At 72.2% G+C, this 19,867-nt stretch carries 20 protein-coding genes; 12 read left to right on the top strand and 8 right to left on the bottom strand.

Translation table 11 applies throughout. The features are described 5' to 3' along the window. Positions 1 to 231: 231 nt before the first annotated feature. The 8 genes from OG429_RS27950 to OG429_RS27920 all read left to right on the top strand — a co-directional run bounded on the left by OG429_RS27950 (position 232) and on the right by OG429_RS27920 (position 6,519). Positions 232 to 1,017, top strand: coding sequence for an amino acid ABC transporter ATP-binding protein (locus tag OG429_RS27950; RefSeq protein ID WP_328927997.1), 786 nt, complete (start codon positions 232 to 234; stop codon positions 1,015 to 1,017). 118 nt (positions 1,018 to 1,135) lie between these two features. Next, entirely contained in the window at positions 1,136 to 1,987 is an 852-nt protein-coding gene (locus OG429_RS27945; protein ID WP_328927996.1) for a glutamate ABC transporter substrate-binding protein, read from the top strand. A gap of 83 nt (positions 1,988 to 2,070) precedes the next feature. Continuing rightward, positions 2,071 to 2,745 carry an amino acid ABC transporter permease gene (locus OG429_RS27940; RefSeq protein WP_328927995.1) on the top strand — a complete coding sequence of 225 codons (675 nt, stop codon included), beginning with the start codon at positions 2,071 to 2,073 and terminating at the stop codon, positions 2,743 to 2,745. After that, positions 2,742 to 3,638, top strand: a complete 897-nt coding sequence (locus tag OG429_RS27935; protein ID WP_328927994.1) for an amino acid ABC transporter permease — start codon at positions 2,742 to 2,744, stop codon at positions 3,636 to 3,638. The genes OG429_RS27940 and OG429_RS27935 overlap by 4 nt, the downstream gene beginning before the upstream one ends. Positions 3,639 to 3,791: 153 nt before the next feature. Then, positions 3,792 to 5,399: an FAD-dependent monooxygenase gene (locus OG429_RS27930; RefSeq protein WP_328927993.1), complete on the top strand. Its 1,608-nt coding sequence runs from the start codon at positions 3,792 to 3,794 to the stop codon at positions 5,397 to 5,399. Positions 5,400 to 5,431: 32 nt separating this feature from the next. Beyond that, positions 5,432 to 5,518, top strand: coding sequence for a putative leader peptide (locus OG429_RS41500; RefSeq protein WP_311318651.1), 87 nt, complete (start codon positions 5,432 to 5,434; stop codon positions 5,516 to 5,518). A 78-nt stretch (positions 5,519 to 5,596) separates the two neighbouring features. After that, positions 5,597 to 6,130, top strand: a complete 534-nt coding sequence (locus tag OG429_RS27925; protein ID WP_328927992.1) for a cysteine dioxygenase — start codon at positions 5,597 to 5,599, stop codon at positions 6,128 to 6,130. Continuing rightward, complete coding sequence (locus OG429_RS27920) at positions 6,121 to 6,519, top strand: rhodanese-like domain-containing protein (protein ID WP_405681345.1); 399 nt, start codon at positions 6,121 to 6,123, stop codon at positions 6,517 to 6,519. The genes OG429_RS27925 and OG429_RS27920 overlap by 10 nt, the downstream gene beginning before the upstream one ends. A gap of 64 nt (positions 6,520 to 6,583) precedes the next feature. Here the strand turns inward: OG429_RS27920 and OG429_RS27915 are convergent, their stop codons facing one another. From OG429_RS27915 to recA, 3 genes are all read right to left on the bottom strand, one after another. After that, positions 6,584 to 9,136: an FtsX-like permease family protein gene (locus OG429_RS27915; RefSeq protein ID WP_328927990.1), complete on the bottom strand. Its 2,553-nt coding sequence runs from the start codon at positions 9,134 to 9,136 to the stop codon at positions 6,584 to 6,586. A gap of 71 nt (positions 9,137 to 9,207) precedes the next feature. Next, positions 9,208 to 9,771, bottom strand: a complete 564-nt coding sequence (recX, locus tag OG429_RS27910; protein WP_328927989.1) for a recombination regulator RecX — start codon at positions 9,769 to 9,771, stop codon at positions 9,208 to 9,210. A gap of 3 nt (positions 9,772 to 9,774) precedes the next feature. Then, a complete protein-coding gene (gene recA / locus OG429_RS27905; RefSeq protein WP_328927988.1) occupies positions 9,775 to 10,884 on the bottom strand; it encodes a recombinase RecA in 1,110 nt (369 codons plus the stop codon). Positions 10,885 to 10,995: 111 nt separating this feature from the next. On the opposite strand from recA, the gene OG429_RS27900 reads away from it, so the two are divergent. Together OG429_RS27900 and OG429_RS27895 are read left to right on the top strand one after the other, a co-directional pair. Beyond that, entirely contained in the window at positions 10,996 to 11,481 is a 486-nt protein-coding gene (locus OG429_RS27900; RefSeq protein WP_328927987.1) for a hypothetical protein, read from the top strand. A 46-nt stretch (positions 11,482 to 11,527) separates the two neighbouring features. Further along, positions 11,528 to 12,283, top strand: coding sequence for a Clp protease N-terminal domain-containing protein (locus OG429_RS27895; protein ID WP_328927986.1), 756 nt, complete (start codon positions 11,528 to 11,530; stop codon positions 12,281 to 12,283). On the opposite strand, the gene OG429_RS27890 is transcribed toward OG429_RS27895, so the two are convergent. Then, positions 12,237 to 13,520, bottom strand: coding sequence for an AI-2E family transporter (locus tag OG429_RS27890; RefSeq protein ID WP_328927985.1), 1,284 nt, complete (start codon positions 13,518 to 13,520; stop codon positions 12,237 to 12,239). The genes OG429_RS27895 and OG429_RS27890 overlap by 47 nt on opposite strands. A gap of 92 nt (positions 13,521 to 13,612) precedes the next feature. Then, positions 13,613 to 13,807, bottom strand: a complete 195-nt coding sequence (locus tag OG429_RS27885) for a DUF3046 domain-containing protein (protein ID WP_030650223.1) — start codon at positions 13,805 to 13,807, stop codon at positions 13,613 to 13,615. 81 nt (positions 13,808 to 13,888) lie between these two features. Between OG429_RS27885 and OG429_RS27880 the strand changes: the two genes are divergently transcribed. Then, a complete protein-coding gene (locus OG429_RS27880; RefSeq protein ID WP_328927984.1) occupies positions 13,889 to 14,863 on the top strand; it encodes a hypothetical protein in 975 nt (324 codons plus the stop codon). Here the strand turns inward: OG429_RS27880 and OG429_RS27875 are convergent. Continuing rightward, on the bottom strand, positions 14,832 to 15,140 hold the full coding sequence (locus OG429_RS27875; RefSeq protein ID WP_328927983.1) for an AzlD domain-containing protein: 309 nt from the start codon (positions 15,138 to 15,140) through the stop codon (positions 14,832 to 14,834). The genes OG429_RS27880 and OG429_RS27875 overlap by 32 nt on opposite strands. Further along, positions 15,137 to 15,853 carry an AzlC family ABC transporter permease gene (locus OG429_RS27870; protein WP_405678254.1) on the bottom strand — a complete coding sequence of 239 codons (717 nt, stop codon included), beginning with the start codon at positions 15,851 to 15,853 and terminating at the stop codon, positions 15,137 to 15,139. The genes OG429_RS27875 and OG429_RS27870 overlap by 4 nt, the downstream gene beginning before the upstream one ends. 92 nt (positions 15,854 to 15,945) lie before the next feature. Between OG429_RS27870 and OG429_RS27865 the strand changes: the two genes are divergently transcribed. Beyond that, positions 15,946 to 18,987: a hypothetical protein gene (locus OG429_RS27865; protein ID WP_328927982.1), complete on the top strand. Its 3,042-nt coding sequence runs from the start codon at positions 15,946 to 15,948 to the stop codon at positions 18,985 to 18,987. On the opposite strand, the gene OG429_RS27860 is transcribed toward OG429_RS27865, so the two are convergent. Further along, the gene (locus OG429_RS27860) at positions 18,923 to 19,765 is read right to left on the bottom strand and encodes an AraC family transcriptional regulator (protein WP_328927981.1); all 843 of its coding nucleotides are present in this window, start codon (positions 19,763 to 19,765) and stop codon (positions 18,923 to 18,925) included. The two genes, OG429_RS27865 and OG429_RS27860, sit on opposite strands and share 65 nt — an antisense overlap. Positions 19,766 to 19,867: the final 102 nt, after the last annotated feature.

Here is a 19,867-nt window from a genome sequence, read left to right as displayed (position 1 = left end):
GGCCACCCTGCATTCCCGCCGATGCGGACGCCCACGTCAAGAGGGTTCCGGTCCGGCGCGCCTTCCGTTATGCACCCGGTACGACCGCACCGGGAGCCACGCCGATGTCGCGCACGGAGCGTATCCGGGCGAGGCCGGATCGTTATGCTCAATTCTCCCTCAGATGTGATGACGTTGTGCGCGTCACGTCACTACTGTCCTCCCAACCGAGGAGGACGGAGCAAGAAGCCGATGAGCGGAGTATCAGTGACCAAGGACGTGCAGGACGCGGCCGGTACCGCGGACGACCTGGTCGTACTGAGCAACGTCAACAAGCACTTCGGCGCGCTGCACGTGCTTCAGGACATCGATCTGAGCATTGCCCGCGGTGAGGTCGTCGTGGTGATCGGTCCTTCGGGATCGGGCAAGTCCACGCTGTGCCGGACCATCAACCGGCTGGAGACGATCGACTCCGGCACCATCACGCTCGACGGCAAGGAGCTGCCCTCGGAGGGCAAGGAACTCGCCCGACTGCGTGCCGACGTCGGCATGGTGTTCCAGTCGTTCAATCTCTTCGCGCACAAGACGGTGCTGGAGAACGTCATGCTGGGCCAGGTCAAGGTCCGCGGGACGGACAAGGCCGCGGCCCGTGAGAAGGCCGTGGCCCTGCTGGACCGAGTCGGTGTCGGCACTCAGGCCGACAAGTACCCGGCGCAGCTCTCCGGCGGCCAGCAGCAGCGCGTGGCGATCGCCCGTGCGCTGGCCATGGAGCCGAAGGTGATGCTCTTCGACGAGCCGACCTCGGCGCTCGACCCGGAAATGATCAACGAGGTGCTGGAGGTCATGCAGCAGCTCGCCCGGGAGGGAATGACGATGGTGGTCGTCACGCACGAGATGGGCTTCGCCCGCTCCGCGGCCAACCGCGTCGTCTTCATGGCCGACGGAAAGATCGTCGAAGAGGCCGCCCCCGAGCAGTTCTTCAGCAACCCGCGCAGTGACCGGGCCAAGGACTTCCTGTCGAAGATCCTGCATCACTGAGCGTCCGGTCTGGTAGTCATCCGGTGACGGACCAGCGTCGGGCGGCTTCCGCTGCCCGCGCATGCGCCCGTATGCGTCGCTCGTCGTTCAACAACGTCTCATCCGAGGGAAGTTCACCATGAAGATCTCCAAGGCCGCTGCGGCCGCGGCCGTCGCCGTAGCTCTCGCCCTGACCGCGACCGCCTGTGGCGGCAGCGACAAGGCCGCCAGTGACGGCGGTGCGTCCGGCGACGCCAAGAAGGACAAGATCGTCGTCGGCATCAAGTACGACCAGCCGGGTCTCGGCCTGAAGACCCCGGACGGCAAGTACACGGGCTTCGACGTCGACGTCGCGACCTATGTCGCCAAGGAGCTCGGCTACCAGCCCGACCAGATCGAGTTCAAGCAGGCCGTCAGCGCCGAGCGCGAGAACCTGATCGCCAACGGCGACGTGAAGTTCGTCGTCGCGACCTACTCGATCAACGACAAGCGCAAGGAGAAGGTCGACTTCGCCGGCCCGTACTTCCTCGCGCACCAGGACCTGCTGGTCCGCGCCGACGACTCGTCCATCACCAAGGTCGAGGACCTGAACAAGAAGAAGCTCTGCTCGGTCACCGGCTCGACCTCGGCGCAGAACATCAAGAAGACCCTGGCCCCCGAGGCCGACCTGCTGGAGCTGGGCGGCTACTCCGAGTGCCTCACCGGCCTGGAGAACAAGAAGGTCGACGCCCTCACCACGGACAACTCGATCCTGGCCGGCTACGCCGCACAGGAGAAGAACAAGGGCAAGTTCAAGCTCGTCGGTCTGACCATGAGCAACGAGAACTACGGCATCGGTCTGAAGAAGGGCGACAAGGAGCTCCAGACCAAGATCAACGCCGCGCTCAAGAAGATGGTCGAGGACGGCAGCTGGCAGAAGGCCGTGGACGCGAACCTCGGCCCGGCCAACTACAAGAACGAGCCTGCCCCGCAGATCACCGAAGGCAGCTGATTCATCGGTGAGGAGCGTCGCCGCCCGCCTGCCGCGGGCGGCGGCGCACCTCACCGGCCATCCTGGGGAGAGCGCAGGGCATCGTGTTCGATTTTCTTGATTCCGGGCAGTACGACGTGCTCGGAGCCTTCTGGGTGACGGTTCAGCTCACCCTCTACTCGGCGGTCGGGTCCCTGATCTGGGGAACCGTCCTGGCGGGGATGCGGGTCAGTCCGGTCCCACTGCTGCGGGGCTTCGGCACCGCGTACGTCAACCTCGTGCGCAACACGCCGCTGACCCTGCTGATCCTCGGCTGCTCGCTGGGTCTCAGCCAGACACTCGACATCAGTCTGGGCGGCGACACGTTCAAGGAGACCGGCTTCCGGCTAGCGGTCCTCGGACTGATCGCCTACACCGGAACCTTCGTCTGCGAGGCCCTGCGCTCCGGCATCAACACCGTGCCCGTCGGTCAGGCCGAGGCGGCCCGCGCGCTGGGGCTGAGCTTCTTCCAGGTGCTCACCCTGATCGTGCTCCCCCAGGCGTTCCGGGCGGTCATCGCACCGCTCGCCAACGTACTGATCGCACTCACCAAGAACACCACGGTGGCGGCGACCATCGGCGTGGCTGAAGCGGCTTTGCTGATGAAGGAAATGCTCGAGAACGAGGCGCAGGCAGTCTTCGCCGTCTTCGCGATCTTCGCCCTCGGCTTCGTCCTGCTGACCCTGCCGACCGGCCTGCTGCTGGGCTGGGTGGCCAAGCGACTGGCGGTGAAGCGATGAGCTCCGTGCTGTACGACGCCCCGGGCCCCAAGGCCAAGGCGCGCAACTGGATCTACAGCGGGATCTTCGTCGTGCTGTTCGGGCTCGTCCTGTGGTGGGCGCTGTCCCTCATGGGCGAGAAGGGCCAGCTCGACGCCGACAAGTGGTCCCCGTTCGTCACCGACAGCCAGGTCTGGACCACATACCTGCTCCCCGGCCTGGTGGAGACCCTCAAGGCGGGCGCGCTCGCCATGGTGATCGCCCTCCCGCTGGGCGCGCTGCTGGGCATCGGCCGACTGTCGGACCACGCGTGGGTGCGGGGGCCGGTCGGCGCGTGGGTTGAGTTCTTCCGTGCCATCCCGGTGCTGATGCTGATGCTGTTCGGCAACGCGCTGATGGCGCCGCGGTTCTTGGACGTTCCCTCCGACACCCGGCCCTTCTGGGCCGTGGTCACGGGCCTGGTCCTCTACAACTCGGCCGTCATCGGCGAGATCGTCCGGGCGGGCGTGCTCTCCCTGCCTCGCGGCCAGACCGACGCGGCCAAGGCGATCGGCATGCGCAAGGGCCAGACCATGTTCTACGTGCTGATCCCGCAGGCCGTATCCGCGATGCTGCCGGCCCTGGTCAGCCAGCTCGTGGTGATCCTCAAGGACACAGCGCTCGGCGGCGCCCTGCTCGGCTACGGGGACCTGCTGTCGATGAACCGGCTGATCTCGGCGAACTACAGCAACACCATCGCGACCCTCGTCGTGATCGCGCTGATCTACATCGTGGTGAACTTCGCCCTCACCACCTTCGCCTCCTGGCTGGAGCGCTGGCTGCGGCAGTCGAAGAAGGGCACCGGCGCCATGGTCGAGGCCGACGTGGCCGAGGTCGACGCGGGCGGCGCGGCCGGAGTGGGCAAGGCTCCCTGACGCCCGGTCAGTACAATGGCGTGACACGTGTGGTGCGGCGGAACTCTTCCGCCGCACCACACGGCGTTGTCCGGACCGGCGTCACTTGACGCGGGCACCTTCAGTCGGTTGCATACGTTCTGTGATCACATACCGGACACCGGGAGCCACATCATGGACCCGGTGATCGTCGTCGGCGCGGGGCCCGTCGGCCTGGCCCTGTCCCTCGCCCTGGCCGGCCAGGGCGTGCCCTCCGTCGTGCTCGACGAAGGGCCCGGCAAGGAGGAGTCCCGTCCCGCCCGTACCGTCGTCCTGCACGCCGACACGGCGGCCATGGCGCACCGGCTGGGCTGTTCGACCCTGCGCTACGAGGGGGCGTACTTCGCCGCCTGGCGCACCATGCGGCGGGGCCGCCCCGCGCAGCGCAGCACCTTCGACGACGGACCGGCCCCCCTGCACCTGCCGCAGCACGCCCTGACGCGCGGGCTGCGCGACGCCGCCACCGCACACCCGCTCGTCCAGCTGGTCACCGACAGCAAGCTGGACTCCCTGGAGCAGGACGACCACGGGGTCACCGCGCACACCCGGGGCGCCGAGACCACGTGGTGGCGCGGGAGTTACCTGGTCGGCTGCGACGGCGCCCGCTCCACCGTGCGCAAACTGCTCGGCATCCGCTTCCCCGGCCGCACCGCCGTGGAACGGTACGCCGTGGCCGCCCTGCGCACCGAACTGCCGTGGCCCGGCGAGGCCTTGCTCCACCGCAACCCGCCGTCCGGACCCGAGGAGGTCACCTCCCGGCCGCTGCCCGGCGGGGTGTGGCGCCTCGACTGGCTGCTCCCGGCGCGCGGGGAGCTCGTCACCCCCGACGCGCTGGTCACGCTCATCCGGGACACCCTCGCGGTGTGGTGCGGGGGCACGACTCCCCCGTACGACCTCATCGACACCGGGGTCCACACCCTGCACCACCGCCTCGCGCGGCGCTGGCGCGACGGCCGCGCCTTCCTCGCCGGGGATGCCGCGCACCTGCTGGGCGCCCTCGGCACCCAAGGGGTCGAGGAGGGGCTGCGGGACGCCGAGAACCTCGCGTGGAAGCTGTCCCTGGCCTGGCACCAGGGAGCCTCCGAGGAACTGCTCGACAGCTACGAGGGCGAGCGGCGCACCGCGGTCGCCGCCCGGCTGCGCGCGGCCGACCAGGCGATGCCGGTGCTGCGGGCCGGGGGCGGCCTGCGCACCTACCTGCCCGGCGCCTCGCGGTCCGCCGAATCCCTACTCGCCGACGGCCACCTGGGGCGGGGACCACTGGGCGCCGCGCCGGCGTACGCCCCGCCGGTGGCCGTACGCGAGGTCCCGACGGCAACGGAACCGGGCGGGGCGGTGGCGAACGTACCGGTGACCGCGCCCGACGGGTCGACCGTGCCGCTGCGCGACCTGCTGGGGCGGGGCCGGCTGCTGGTGGTCCTGGTCGCGCCGGGCACCGGGGTCTGGGACCGGCGCCACTGGCTCGGCGCCGGGCTGATGCCCCGCCTCGCGGCGGCGGTGAGCGCGCTGCCGGTGCGCACCGATCTGCTGGTGGCGGACGGCTACCCGGGGGCCCCGGCGCACACCGTGCTCCTGATCCGGCCGGACGGGCACCTGGCGGCGACCTTCGCGGGCGTGCGGCCGGCGGAGCTGTACGAGGCGGCGGACGCGGTCCGGGCGGGCGCACCCGTGTCCCGGGTGCCGGCGCCCTCGTCCGCCCCGACACCGACACCGACACCGACACCGACCGCGGTGATCGATTGACCGTCCCGCGGTCCCGTGGTTCACTCGCGGACATGACCGGCAACGACGTGCGCCTGTGGCGGAGGGTCCATATGGACCTGCTCCGCTACGCGGGCTGCGTGTGTCGCCCTTCCTGCTGATTCGCCCTTCCCCCTGCGCGCCCCGTGCCGTCACCGGCCCGCGCGCACTTCCGCGAACCCCAGGAACGGTCCACTTCCATGTCTGCACCCGCGTACACACCTGAGCCCGTGCTGGCCGGGGGCCCCACGGCCGCCGAACTCCTCGACTTCGCCCTGCGCACCGCGGCCGACGCCGAGCTCGTCGCCTCCCTGCCGCTCGACCCGGAAGGCCGCACCTGGATCCGGCTGGACGGGCCGTCCGGCAGTGAGGCGTGGCTGATCGGCTGGCCCCCGGGGACCGGCACCGGCTGGCACGACCACGCCGAGTCTCGGGGCGCGTTCGCCACCGCCCGGGGCCGGCTCACCGAGCACTCGCTCGCCGTACGCCTGCCCTCGGAGGGGTGGCGGTCCCTTGAGCTCGACTCCGGGCTGGACCGCAGCCGCAGCCTGGGCGCGGGCACCGGGCGGGCCTTCGGGGAGCACCACGTGCACGAGGTCCTCAACGAGTCCCCGGCCGAGCACGCGATCTCCGTGCACGCGTACTACCCGCCGCTTCCGCTGATCCGCCGGTACAGCCGCAGCGGACCGGTGCTCAACCTGGAGCACGTCGAGCGTCCGGCGGACTGGCAGTGAGCGCCCCGGTCGGCATCGACGAACTGCTGGAGCGGGTCCGCGCGAAGTACACCCGCATCGACCCGCGGGAGGCCTACGCCGCCTCCCGCTCCGGCGCGCTCCTGGTGGACATCCGCTACCAGGCCCTGCGGGACCGCGACGGGCTGATCCCGGGCGCACTGGTGGTCGAGCGCAACGAACTGGAGTGGCGCCTGGACCCCCGGGGCAGCCATCGCGCCGCGGAGGCCACGAGCCACGACCTCCAGGTGGTGGTGATCTGCAACGAGGGTTACGCCTCCAGCCTCGCGGCGGCCTCCCTCCACACCCTGGGCCTCCACCGCGCCACGGACCTGACCGGCGGCTTCCAGGCCTGGAGGTCGGCCGGCCTGCCGGTGACGGCTCCTTCCTGACCCGCCCGAGCCGCTGCCCTCCTCCCTTCCCCGGCCGGGGAGGGGAGGAGGGCAGCCGCAGCGGTCAGCCCTTGGCCGTGGCCACGTCCACCGGCGGGACGCGGAGCGCGACCCGGCCCGGGAGGGCGGTGGCCGCCAGGGCCAGCAGCCCGGCCACCCCCACGACCACGGCGTAGGCGACCGGCAGTAGCGCCGGCGCCGCGACCCCCGTCATGCCCACGCTGAACGCGGTCAGCACGGCCAGTGCGATCCCCGACCCCAGCACCACCCCGATCAGCACCACCGCCACCGCCTCCGCACGGAGCATCCGCAGCACCTGGCGCCGCTTCGCCCCGGCCAGCCGCAGCATCGCGAACTCCCGGACCCGCTCGGCCGTCGACATCGCGAGGGTGTTCACCACCGCGACGGCGGTGAAGGCCAGTACGAGTCCCATCGCCAGCAGGTTGATCTCCGCTCCGGCGTCCTGCCGCTCCGCCCGTACCTCGTCGGCGTCGCGCGCGGACAGCACGCTCACCCCGGGGTGGTTCTTCAGCGCCGCGGCCAACCGGTCCCGCCCGACGCCCGGCTCCGCCGCCACCAGGACGCTTCCCGCCAGCGGATTGTCCACGTGCGCGGCCACCAGTGCGTGCGGCAGGGTCAGGTCCCCGAAGCCCAGCCCCCGCGCGTACACGGCCGAGACCGTCAGGGTGACCGGCGTCCCATCGCCCAGCGTCAGCCGCAACGGGCTCCCCGGCTTCAGCCCGAGCTGGTCGGCGGCGAGTTCGCTGACCGCCGCGTTCCCCTCGCCGAAGCCGGCCAGGCTCCCGCCGGTGACCCGGGGGTCCCACGTCCGGGTCAGCCCGGCCGGGGTCACGCCCTGGACGCCGTACTTGACCAGCCCCACCCGGACTGAGGTGTGCACGATCTCGGTGGCCGCCTCGACCCCGGGGGTCCGGCGGATCCTGTCGGCGGCCTCCGCGGTGACGCCCGGTCCCTGCGCGGCCAGCACCCATCCGGCCCGGATCCCGTCGCGGGCCTGGTCCCGGGCGGCGTCCCCGAGGGTCGGGGTGATGAAGACCACGGTGCACGTCATGCCGACGAGGAGTGCGAGCGGGGTGACGGCGGAGGCCATCCGGGTGGCGTTGCCGCGCAGGTTCGCGGTGGCGAGGTGGCCGCCCGCCCCGGCGAGCCGCAGCGGACCGGCGAGCAGCGCGGCGCAGCCCCGTACGAGCAGTGGGCCGAGCAGCGAGACCGCACCGGCCAGGACCACCACGGCCAGGAAGGTGACCGGGGTCGACGCCGGCTCGGTGCGCAGCGAGGCGAGCACCACGACCAGCACCGCACCGCCTGCCAGCAGCAGCACCCCGAGCACGGTGCGGATCCAGGAGGGCCGACGCGGTTCGAGCGCGGCTTCGGCGAGCGCCTCGGCGGGGCGGATCCGGGTGATCCGCCGTCCGGTGATCCGCGCGGCGGCCCAGGCGCAGAGCAGGCTGGCGCCGACGGCGGCGAACATCGGGAAGATGCCGGCGGTGCGCTCCAGGGCCGTGGGGACGACGCCGCTGTCGACGAAGCGTCCGTACAGCCAGGCGGCGAGCGGAAGCCCCGCGAACGACCCGGCGATCCCGGCGGCCAGGCCGACGAGCAGCGCCTCCCGGCCGATCATGCGCCGCAGTTGCCCGGGGGTGGCGGCGATGGCCCGCAGCAGGGCGAGTTCGCGGTGGCGCTGCTGGACGGAGAGGGCGAAGGTGCCGACGACCACGAGGATCGCGACGAGCAGCGAGGTGCCGCCCATCGCGCCGCCCATGGAGACCAGCTTGATCCGGGCCCCGGCGGCGCCCGGGAACTCCACCGGCCCACGCTCGTCCCCGGTGGCGACCTGCGCCGTGGCCGCCGTGGTGCCCTTCAGTGCCTGCTCGATGCGGCCGGCCAGTTCACCGGCGTCGACGCCGGGCCGGGGCAGTACGCCGATCGCGCTGACCTGCCCGTCGCGTGCGGCGAGCCGCTGGGCCTCGGCCTCGCCGAAGAAGAGGGCGCTCTGCTGGGCAAGGTCCCCGCGAGGGGTCGTCGCGATCCCGCTGATCCGGTACGTCTTCGGCTCGCCGGTGGACTGCACGGCGAGTTCGGAGCCGGGCTTCAGCGCGGCGCGGGCTGCCAGCGCGCGGTCGACGACCACCTCGTCGGCGCCCTGCGGGGCACGGCCCTCGGCGAGCGTGAACGGGGTGAGGGCGGCGGAGGTCCAGGCGTGCCCGTACGCGGGCTTCGGGTCTCTGGTGGACTTGGCCAGCGGGACGGCCTGGAAGGTGAGCTCGGGCACGGCCCGCTCGACGCCGGGCACGGACCGTACCGCGTCCAGGGCGGCGGCGGGGAGCCAGGCCCGCTCGGCGACGGGCTTGGCCTTGTGCTTCGTCTTGGCCTTGCCCTTCTTCTCCTTGACCGTGGTCTCGTGGACGTTCTGGTCGGCGGAGACGAGGACCGGCGTGGTCGCGTAGCGCTCGGTGCCGATCGTGCCGCGGAGTCCTGTTTCCAGGAGCGTCCCGCACGCGGTGACGAGGGCGGCCGCGCACAGCAGCGCGACGAAGGCGCCGAGGAAACCGGCTTTGCGATCTCTCACGGTCTGGAGGGCGTAACGCAGCATCATGCGGCCAACTCTGCCGCCGGCCACGCCTCCTGACATTGGCGTACCCCGGCGTGTGCGGCCGGGGGCTAGCCCTACCCCAGGTACCCCGGATCGTCGGCGTCCACGCCCTCCGCCTCCAGCGCACGGCGGACCACTCGCAGAGCCATGCCTTCCGGGTACCCCTTGCGGGCGAGCATCCCGGCGAGCCGCCGGATCCGCTTGTCACGCTCCAGGCCCCGGGTGGCGCGGAGCTTGCGCTCCACGAGCTCCCGGGCGGTCTGTTCCTCCTGGTCGGAGTCCAGCTGCTCCAGGGCCTCCTCCACCAGGGTGGCGTGTACCCCCTTGGTCCGGAGCTCCTGCGCCAGCGCCCGCCGGGCCAAGCCCCGGCCGCGGTGCCGGGACTCGACCCAGGCCCCGGCGAAGGCGGCGTCGTCGATCAGGCCCACCTCCTCGTACCGGGAGAGGACCTGCTGCGACACCTCCTCGGGGATGCCCCGCTTGTCCAGGGCGTCCGCGAGCTGGCGCCGGGTGCGCGGGCTCCCCGTGAGCAGGCGCAGGCAGATCGCCCGCGCCTGCTCCTCGGGGCTCTGGGGCGGCAGTTCCTGGCGGCGCTCACGGCCGCTCCGGTTCTCACCGCCCCCATCCTGCTCCCGCACGGGTCAGCTCTTGGCCACGGCGGCCTTGGCCGTCGTCTTGGCCTTCGTCGCCGGGGCGGGCACGGCGGCGGCCGTGGCGTCGGCCGCGGCAGCACCCTCGGCGGTCTCGGCGTCCTTGCGGACCCCCACGCCCAGCTTCTCCTTGATCTTCCGCTCGATCTCGTCGGAGAGGGCGGGGTTGTCGCAGAGGAACTTCCGCGCGTTCTCCTTGCCCTGGCCGAGCTGGTCGCCCTCGTACGTGTACCAGGCGCCGGCCTTGCGCACGAAGCCGTGCTCGACGCCCATGTCGATCAGACCGCCCTCGCGGCTGATGCCCTGGCCGTAGAGGATGTCGAACTCGGCCTGCTTGAACGGCGGCGCGACCTTGTTCTTGACCACCTTGACGCGGGTGCGGTTGCCGACCGCGTCCGTGCCGTCCTTGAGGGTCTCGATGCGGCGGATGTCCAGACGCACGGAGGCGTAGAACTTCAGCGCGCGGCCACCGGTGGTGGTCTCCGGCGAGCCGAACATCACACCGATCTTCTCGCGGAGCTGGTTGATGAAGATCGCGGTGGTCTTGGACTGGTTGAGCGCACCGGTGATCTTCCGCAGCGCCTGGCTCATCAGGCGGGCCTGGAGACCCACGTGCGAGTCGCCCATCTCGCCCTCGATCTCGGCGCGCGGCACCAGGGCCGCCACGGAGTCGATGACGATCAGGTCGAGGGCACCGGAGCGGACGAGCATGTCCACGATCTCCAGCGCCTGCTCGCCGGTGTCCGGCTGCGACAGGATGAGGTTGTCGGTGTCGACGCCGAGGGCCTTCGCGTACTCGGGGTCGAGCGCGTGCTCGGCGTCCACGAAGGCGACGGTGCCGCCGGCCTTCTGCGCGTTGGCCACGGCGTGCAGGGTCAGGGTCGTCTTACCGGAGGACTCCGGCCCGTACACCTCGATCACGCGGCCGCGGGGCAGCCCGCCGACGCCGAGGGCGATGTCCAGCGCGGTCGACCCGGTGGGGATGACCTCGATGGGGTCGTTCGGCTTGTCGCCGAGGCGCATGACCGCACCCTTGCCGAATTGCCGTTCAATCTGTGCGAGCGCGGCGTCGAGAGCCTTCTCGCGGTCGGTGCCTGCCATGGGTTCCACCCGGTTTGCTTGAGTCGATCGCTTCACGCCATTGACGCTAATGCCTGCCACTGACAATGCGCCTCCACGACCGGTTCGGCTGTGGATAACCCATCAGAATGGATGTTCGATTTCCCTGTCAAGCGCGCCACGCCCGGGGGCGGCACGGCCGCGCAGCGGCACCGGTCCCGGCCGTTCCCCTGCCGCCCGGCCGACCGCATACTCGCGGACACGGAGCGTTCCGGGCGCACCGTGCGCACGGAACGCGCGGAGTCGGGAGCAGCCGTGTGGGTCTTCATCTTCCTGGCGGCGGGGGTGCCGCTGCTCACCGCGACCGCCGTCCGCGCCCTGCTCCACCGCGGCCTGCGGAGGCGGTCCGAGTGGGCCGACAGGGCCCAGGCGGTGCTGGCGCGGGCCGCCGGGCTGGCCGCCCTCGCCGCGTGCGTCACGGACTCGGCGCGCGGCGAGGGCGTCGGCCTGCACCCCTTTCTCGCGTTCGCCGCCCTCGGCGCGGTGACGGGCCTCCTGAGCCTCCTCTGCGGACCACCCGGACCACCCCGGGAGCCCGAGGAGCCCACCGCCCGAGCCGCTCACCCCACCCAGGACTGACAACCCAGGGTTGACACCCCTCGACTGTCAACCTAGGGTTGCACTCATGACGAACCCTTCAGTGGAACCCGTTCGCATGACCAATCCGGTACGCCTCGACGACCTGATCGAGGCCATCAAGAAGGTCCACACCGACACCCTGGAGCAGCTCAGCGACGCCGTCGTCGCCGCCGAGCACCTCGGAGAGGTGGCCGACCACCTCATCGGACACTTCGTCGACCAGGCCCGCCGTTCCGGCGCCTCCTGGACCGACATCGGGCGGAGCATGGGCGTCACCCGCCAGGCCGCCCAGAAGCGCTTCGTCCCCAAGGCCGACAAGGAGGGCGACCCCGGCCTCAACCCCAACCAGGGCTTCGGCCGCTTCACCCCCCGCGCCCGCAACGTCGTCATGGCCGCGCAGAACGAGGCCCGCGCCGCCGGCGGCACCGAGATCCGCACCGAGCACCTCGTCCTGGGCCTGCTGTCCGAGCCCGAGGGCCTCGCGGCGCTCGCCCTGAGCGCCCAGGGCGTCGCGGCGGACGACGTACGCGCCGCCGTGGCCGCCGCACTGCCCCCGGGCCAGGCGGAGGTGCCCGACCTCGTCCCGTTCGACGCGTCCGCGAAGAAGGCCCTGGAGCTCACCTTCCGCGAGGCCCTGCGCCTGGGCCACGGCTACGTCGGCACCGAACACATCCTGTTCGCGCTCCTGGAGCTGGAGAACGGCGAGGGCCTGCTCAGCGGCCTCGGCGTGGACAAGGCCGCCGCCGAGGCGACCGTCACCGACGCCTTGGCAGCCGTACTCGGCGCCGCGGACGGGAAGTAGCGGCGGCCGCGCCCTCCGTCAGCGCGTACCGCTTCACGTACGCGCCGAGGAACGCCTGCAGCGTGGCGACGGCCGGGATCGCGACGAGCGCCCCGACCGCGCCCAGCAGGGCGGTACCCGCGATGACCGACCCGAAGGCGACCGCCGGGTGGATGTCCACGGTCTTCGAGGTCAGCTTGGGCTGCAGGACGTAGTTCTCGAACTGCTGGTAGACCACCACGAATCCGAGGACGTACAGGGCGTACCAGGGATCGACGGTGAAGGCGATCAGGACCGGCAGCGCGCCCGCGAGATAGGTGCCGATGGTGGGGATGAACTGGGAGACCAGCCCCACCCACACGGCGAGCGCGGGCGCGTACGGCACGCCGAGGACCGCCAGCACGATGTAGTGCGCGACGCCGGAGATCAGCGCCATCAGCCCGCGCGAGTAGAGGTAGCCGCCCGTCTTGTCCACCGCGATCTCCCAGGCGCGCAGCACCTCGGACTGCTTGGCGGGCGGCAGTACGGAGCACAGCGCGCGCCGCAGCCGCGGTCCGTCGGCGGCGAAGTAGAAGGAGAAGAGCCCGATCGTCAGCAGCTTGAAGAGCCCGCCGAGCACGGTGGCGGACACGTCGAGCACGCCGGTCGCGCTGTTCTGCACGTACTTGCGCAGCCAGTCGGAGCGCAGCAGGCTGTCCTGGATCTCCAGCCTGGACAGCTCGGTGTGGAACGTGGTGTTGATCGATTTGATCACCGAGTCGAGGTAGCCCGGGAAACCCTCCACCATCTCGACGATCTGCCCGGCGAGCATCGAGCCGAGCAGCGCGAGGAAGCCCGCGGTCACCACGAGCACCAAGAGGAACATCAGGAAGGTGGCGAGCCCGCGGCGCATGCCGCGGGCCGCCATCCAGTCCACCGCGGGTTCGATCGCGAGCGCGAGGAAGAACGCGATCAGGATGTTGACGAGCAGCCCTATGAGCTGGTGGAAGGCCCAGCTGCCGAGCTGGAAGCAGGCGACGAGCGCGAGTACGAGGACCACGGCGCGCGGCAGCCAGCGCGGCATCCGCGCGTCCGCCCCGTCGGGGGCCGTCCCGGCCGGAGGGCTCCCCGGCCCGGCGGGCCCTTCGGCACCTGGCGACGAGGCGGCGCCTGCGGGGCCGCCGGGGCCGGTGGACCCGGCCTGATCCGCCGGCCGCGGCGGCGGCGCGCCCTGGGCGTCTGCGGGCTGATCGGTCGTCGTCTCATCACTGGCTGCCACGCCGCCAAGTCTGTCCCACCGGCTGCGCGTACCGCGAAGCGGTGCCCCGAAGCGGTGCCCCGAAGCCCCGTCGGCGCCCGGCCGGCGCGATGTCACCTCAGCGAGGCAGGCACGTCCATCGCCGAACACACCGCGCGCCACACGTCCTTGGCCTCCCAGCCCGCTTCGAGCGCCTGGTGGACCGTGCGCCCGCCGAGCTCCGTCATGACGTGGTCCCGCGCGAAGGAGTCCGCGTAGCCCGCACCGAAGTGCTCCGCCATCCGCTCCCAGAAAATCGTCAACCGCATGCCTCCAGTATCCCGCCCCGGAGAGTGCACCCGCCCCGTTCGTCCCCCGTCGCCGCACCACGGCGTCCTACGGTTTCTCGCATGCCTGGAGACGAAGCTCCCCCAGCGGCCGCCGTGGCGGCCACGGCCCCGCTGCCCCGTGCCGAGCGGTTCATCTGGCTCACGGCCCGCGTGCTGGAGCAGCGGCGGTTCGCGTTCCACTTCCTCGGCGGGGACGCCGACGCGGTGGACACCGCCCTCGGCTCCTACCTCAACGACGACGGCGGCTACGGACACGCCCTCGATCCGGATCTGCGCGGCCCGCTCAGCCACCCGCTGCACACCGCGCACGCGCTGCGCGTCCTCGACAGCCTGGGCCGCTGCACCGGGCAGCGCATCGAGAGGCTCTGCCGCCACCTGACCCGGGTCTCCACCCCGGAGGGCGCCCTTCCGGTGGTGTCGGCGGCCCCGCACGGCTACCCCGCCGCCCCCTACCACCCGGTGTACGACGACCCTCCGGGCGAGCTGCTGACCACGGGCCCGGTCGTCGGCCTGCTGCACCGCAACCGGATCTGGCACGCCTGGCTCTTCCGGGCCACGGACTTCTGCTGGGACCGGGTCGAGAGCCTGCACCGCTCGCATCCGTACGAGGTCCAGAGCGCGGTGGCCTTCCTCGACGGCGCCCCCGACCGGGCGCGGGCGGTGGCGGCCGCGGACCGGCTGGGGCGGCTGGTGCGCGAGCGGCGGCTCGCGGTGCTCGATCCGGTGCGGCGGGCGGAGTACCCGGCGGCCCCCGGTTACGCGCCCGGCGAGCAGCTCTTCCCGCACGACTTCGCGAGGCGGCCGGAGTCGCTGGCGCGCGGCTGGTTCACGGACGAGGAGCTGCGCCGCTCGCTGGACTTCCTGGCCGCGGAGCAACAGCCGGACGGCGGCTGGCCGGTACGCCGCAGGGCGTGGGCGCCGGGCAGTTCGCTGGAGCGGCGCCCGATCGCCACGCTGGAGGCCCTGCTGACGCTGCGCGCGTACGGGCGCCTGCCGGCCGGGGTCAGCCGCCCAGGGCCCGTACCCCCGCGGTGACGACGACGGCGGCCGCGACCACGAGGAGGAACGGCGCCCGTAGCAGCAGCGCGAGCGCGGCGGCCGCGAGACCGGCGGCGCGGGCGTCGAGGACGAGCTCGTGCCCGGTGCTGAAGGTCTGCTGGGCGGTGAGCGCCGCGAGCAGGGCGACGGGCAGCAGGGCGGACAGCCGGCGCACCAGCGGCCGCTCCAGGGCCCCGGCGGGTACGAGCAGCCCGGCGAGCTTGACGGCGTAGCAGCCGACGACGGTGAGTCCGATGGCGATCCAGACGTTCACGAGCGGCGTCCCTTCATCCACAGCACGGCGGGCGCGGCCAGCGCGGCGATCAGCACGGGCACCCCGGCGGGCAGCACGGGCAGGAATCCCAGTCCGAGGACGAGCGCGAGCCCGGCGACGGCCCGTTCGGTGGAGGTCTTCAGCATGGGCGCGAGGAGGGCCAGGAAGACGGCGGGTCCGGCGGCGTCCAGCCCCCACGCGGCGGTGTCCCCGATGGCCTCGGCGCCGAGCGCCCCGAGCAGGGTGGTCAGGTTCCACAGGACGTAGAGGCTGAGGCCGGTGACGGTGAACCCGAGCCGGGCCGACCTGCGGTCCCGCTGGGCGAGCGCCACGGCGGTGGTCTCGTCGATGACCCAGTGCGCGGCGAAGGGCCGTACGGCGCGCGGCAGCGCGAGCAGTTGCGACAGCCGCAGCCCGTAGAAGGCGTTGCGCGTCCCGAGGAAGAAGGCCCCGGCGGCGGCCGTGAACGGGTTGCCACCGGCCGCCAGCGCCCCGACCAGCGCGAACTGCGAGGCGCCGGTAAAGACGAGCAGGCTCAGTACGCAGGCCTGCAGCACGCTGATCCCGGCTCCCGCGGCGGTCACCCCGAACGCGAACCCGGACAGCCCGACCGCCACCCCCACGCCGAGCGCGTCCCGTACGACGGCGGCGCGCGGCCGCCCGGCGGCGACCCCCTCGGGGGCCTCCTGAATCACAGTCTGACGTTCTTCCACGCCCCGAAGCTACGCAGGGCACGGCGTCCGGGTCTTGTACGTTCTTGCGCGCGCATCGTCACGCTCCGCACCCACATCGCTACGGTGGGCGCATGGAGAGTGCTCCGACACGAGTTGTTGTACGTCCTTCATATGCCAAGTGGGCCGCATGGCTGTGCTGCATCGGCCTGATCGCCGGGGGCGTTCTCATCGTCCTGTACGTCGACCGGCACAGAACGCTCCCCGACGAGGTGCCGCTCCAGCTCGCGGGCAGCTGGGACCGGGCCTGCCGGATCATCTACGGGCAGAGTCTGTGGTGCCCGCTTCCCGGCGGACACCGCGAGCCGTTCCGCCGGGCCCTGCGGCTCGATTCGTTCCTCTTCATCCCGGGATACACGCTGGCGCTGCTCGCGGTGTTCGGTCTGGGCAGCTGCTTCCTGTACCGCAAGGTGTCGCGGAGATTCATGCTCCGGGGCCTCGCCGTCACCGGGGTGACGGCCGCGGCGGACGTCTGCGAGAACATCCTCCTCTACCGGGCCCTGGACGGGCTCGGCACGGGCGCGGACGGTGACTGGCAAAAGGCGTCCTGGTGCGCGCTGCTGAAGTGGGCGCTGGTCGGACCGGTGACGGTGGCGGCGCTGTGGATCGCCCTCACGCTGGCGGCCCGGATCCTCCTGTTCCCCAGGGCCGCGGTGAAGACCGCCGGGACCGCACCGTCGGGCACGCCTCCCCTCCCCCGGACCCCGCTCGTGCAGAAGGCCCACGAGCTCGCGAACCGCGGTGAGCCCTGGGACGACCCGGACATCGTCACTCCGCCCGCCGCGCCGCACGCCACCACACCCGTGAGCGAGTGGCCGGATCCTGCCGTCACGGCGGAACCGCCGGACAGCGCCAAGGAACGCTGGCGCACCCGCGCGCTCCAACTGCCCGGGCGGAAACCGGCGGAGGTGGGCATCTGCGTCTCCGGCGGCGGCATCCGGTCCGCATCGGTCACCCTGGGCGGGCTGCAGGCCCTGCGCGAGGGGGGTGTGCTGGCCAAGGCCCGCTATCTGGTGTCCGTTTCGGGCGGCGGCTACACGTCCGGGGCGTTCCAGCTCGCCCTCACCGACGAGCAGCCGGCGTATCTCGCCGACGCCCGTCTCGCCACCGTGCGCGACGTGTTCGCGCCCGGCAGCCCCGAAGAGGACCACATCCGGCGGCACGCGAAGTACCTGGCGGACAGCCCGAGGGAAAAACTGCTGGCGGCGGGCATCATCCTGCGCGGCCTGTGCGTGTCGCTGGGTCTGCTGGCGCTGGCGTTCGTCGTCGTCGGCGTCTATCTGAGCGCCTTCTACCATCGCGTCCCGCTGACGGATCTGGACCGGCTGCGGACGGACCCGGCCGCTTCCTTCCCCTCGCTGTCCGACCAGCTGCACGACGAACTGGTGACGCCCCTCGTCGCCCTCGTGGCACTCGCCGCCGTGGTGTCCGTGGTGGCGTCGCTGGTCAGGGGGCGCGAGGGGAAGTCGCGCCCGGCCTGGGTGCGCAGCACCGTGAAGTTCATCCTGGCGGTGGCGGCGGCCATCGCCGTGTTCGCCGTGATCCTGCCGACGGTGCTGTGGTTCTTCGCCTGGCTGGCCAATCGGGAGGACGTCTTCCCCGAGGGCCCCAAGGGCATCTCGATCTTCGGTGCGCTGACGGCCGCCGCGACCGGACTGGGCGGTCTGTTCACCGCCACCAAGGACCGGGTGACGAAGGTGAGACCGGACGGCGGCAAGGCCGGCCGGTTCTCGGGAGCCAGCTCGATCGTGACCCAGACCGGCGCCGGCTGGGCGCAGACGCTCGTGGTCTGGCTGGTGCTGACCCTCGTCGCGTTCTTCGGTCTGGCGCTGCTGTCCTGGGCCGCCGTCTACGCGGGCGACTGGAGCGGGTGGTGGCGGTGGGGCCTGGCGGCCCTGCTGCTCTTCTCTGCGCTCGCCGTCGACCAGACCACCTTCAGCCTGCACCCCTTCTACCGGCAGCGGCTGGCCGGCGCGTTCGCGGTGCGCCGGGCCGTCCTGCGCGACGGCTCGGTCGGCGCCCTGCCGTACGACTACAACGCCGAGCAGACCAAACTGTCCACGCACGGCAGGCGCGTGGAAGGCGACAGGGGCACGTTCCCGCAGACCATCTTCGTCGCCTCGGCAGCCCTGTCCCTGCGCAACCGCACCGCGCCGGGGCGGCCCGCGGTGCCGTTCACCTTCTCCCACGACTACGTGGGCGGCCCGGACACCGGGTGGGTACGGACGACCACGATGGAGGACACGGCGCCCCCGCTCGTCGGCCGCGACCTCACCGTGCAATCGGCCGTCGCTGTCTCCGGTGCCGCGTTCGCCTCGGCGATGGGCACCCAGTCGATGGCCGCGCAACGGCTGCTCGCCCTGTCCAACCTGCGCCTGGGCACGTGGGTGCCCAACCCGCTGTACCTGGCGGAGGTGGCCCTGCGGGGCCCGGACTGGGTCATGCCGAGGCTGCCCCGGGTACGCCGGCTGCGCTACCAGCTCCAGGAACTCATCGGCCGGTACTCGGACTCCAGCCCCATGCTGCTGTGCACCGACGGCGGGCACTTCGACAACCTGGGCCTGGTGGAGCTGCTGCGGCTGCGCTGCCGGACGGTGTACGTGATCGACTCCTCGGGGGACTCGCCCCCGCTGGCCACGACCCTCGCCCAGGCGGTCACGCTCGCCTACGAGGACCTCGGCGTGCAGATCACCTTCGACCAGAAGGAGGTGCTGAAGCTGGTGCCGGGCAGCGCCGAGAAGCTGGAGCCGACGGAGCCGATGGCCGCCCTCAACACGCGGTTCTCCGCGAACTGCCTCGTCAAGGGCGTCATCAAGTACCCGGAGGACGTGGAGTTCGAGGAGGGCAAGCCGGGCTCCAGGTGCGGCACCATCATCTTCGCGAAGGCCAGCCTGACCCCGGACATGCCGTACGAGCTGCTGAGCTACGCCCTCAAGGAGAAGGCGTTCCCGCGCCAGAGCACCATGGACCAGTGGTTCGACCACACCCAGTTCGACGCCTACCGGGAACTGGGATACCACCTCGGCGCCGCGGCCGTATGGCCCGCGCCGGTCAAGCGGCGCCGCCTGTTCGACCGCGCCGATAGGCCCCCGGCGGCACCCCCACGATCCGTGTGAAGTGCCGGTTCAGGTGCGGCTGGTCGGTGAAGCCGACCACCACGGCCGCCTCCGCGGGCGGGGTGCCCGCGTCCAGCAGGCGGCGCGCGCGGCGGACGCGGGCGTCGGTCAGCCAGGTGTGCGGGGGCATGCCGTAGCGGTCGCGGAAGGCGCGCAGCAGCGCGAAGGGGCTGGTGCCCAGTTCGGCCGCGAGCTGCTCCAGGGACGGCGGGTCCGCGAGGCGCCCCTCCAGGACGGCACGGGCCCGCTCGGCGTCGGCGGTGCCCGCGCGCCGTACCGTACGGCCGGGCAACGGGCCGGCGTGGCTGCGGAGCATCCGCGCCACCACGCCCCGCAGCAGCGTGTCGGCCGCCAGCGCGTTCCCGGCCTCGGCGGCCCGGTGGACTTCGGCGATCGCCTGGGAGCCCTGCGGGTCGGCGACCATGTCGGCGGTGAAACCGGGGGTCCCGCGCAGGGTGCCGATCTCGGCGGCGACCTCGGTGATCAGCGCGCGGGAGGGGTAGAGGGTCGCGTACGCCCAGCCCTCGGGCACACCCGCGCGCGCCGTGTGCGCCACCTCCGGGTTGATCAGGACCACGCTGCCCGGCCCCGCCCGTACGGTGCCGCCGGGGAGCCCTATCTCCTCGATGCCGCCGGTGACGGCCGCGATGACGTACCCGTCGTGGGCGTGACGCGGGAAGGTGTGGCGTACGTAGTGGGCGCGCAGCAGGTCCAGCCCGGGCAGTTCCGGGTACTGCCAGTGCCGGGCCCACTCCCGGCGCCCCTCGTCCGTCCCCATCCCCCCATTCTGCGCCTCCCCCGGTCACGGCCGGGCGGCGGCCTCCGGCCCGGAAGGGGTGTTCCCGCAGGTCCGGCCCGTTGTCAGTGCCGGGGTGCACGA

It is taken from the genome of Streptomyces sp. NBC_00190 (assembly GCF_036203305.1).
Taxonomy (GTDB): Bacteria; Actinomycetota; Actinomycetes; order Streptomycetales; family Streptomycetaceae; genus Streptomyces.
This window is presented reverse-complemented; position numbering and strand designations above follow the sequence as displayed.

Coding starts and splice junctions, on each gene's coding strand:
- OG429_RS27950 (WP_328927997.1), top strand. CDS start 232: ATGAGCGGAGTATCAGTGACCAAGGACGTGCAGGACGCGGCCGGTACC.
- OG429_RS27945 (WP_328927996.1), top strand. CDS start 1,136: ATGAAGATCTCCAAGGCCGCTGCGGCCGCGGCCGTCGCCGTAGCTCTC.
- OG429_RS27935 (WP_328927994.1), top strand. CDS start 2,742: ATGAGCTCCGTGCTGTACGACGCCCCGGGCCCCAAGGCCAAGGCGCGC.
- OG429_RS27930 (WP_328927993.1), top strand. CDS start 3,792: ATGGACCCGGTGATCGTCGTCGGCGCGGGGCCCGTCGGCCTGGCCCTG.
- OG429_RS41500 (WP_311318651.1), top strand. CDS start 5,432: ATGACCGGCAACGACGTGCGCCTGTGGCGGAGGGTCCATATGGACCTG.
- OG429_RS27925 (WP_328927992.1), top strand. CDS start 5,597: ATGTCTGCACCCGCGTACACACCTGAGCCCGTGCTGGCCGGGGGCCCC.
- OG429_RS27915 (WP_328927990.1), bottom strand. CDS start 9,136: ATGATGCTGCGTTACGCCCTCCAGACCGTGAGAGATCGCAAAGCCGGT.
- recA (WP_328927988.1), bottom strand. CDS start 10,884: ATGGCAGGCACCGACCGCGAGAAGGCTCTCGACGCCGCGCTCGCACAG.
- OG429_RS27900 (WP_328927987.1), top strand. CDS start 10,996: ATGTTCGATTTCCCTGTCAAGCGCGCCACGCCCGGGGGCGGCACGGCC.
- OG429_RS27895 (WP_328927986.1), top strand. CDS start 11,528: ATGACGAACCCTTCAGTGGAACCCGTTCGCATGACCAATCCGGTACGC.
- OG429_RS27885 (WP_030650223.1), bottom strand. CDS start 13,807: ATGCGGTTGACGATTTTCTGGGAGCGGATGGCGGAGCACTTCGGTGCG.
- OG429_RS27880 (WP_328927984.1), top strand. CDS start 13,889: ATGCCTGGAGACGAAGCTCCCCCAGCGGCCGCCGTGGCGGCCACGGCC.
- OG429_RS27865 (WP_328927982.1), top strand. CDS start 15,946: ATGGAGAGTGCTCCGACACGAGTTGTTGTACGTCCTTCATATGCCAAG.
- OG429_RS27860 (WP_328927981.1), bottom strand. CDS start 19,765: ATGGGGACGGACGAGGGGCGCCGGGAGTGGGCCCGGCACTGGCAGTAC.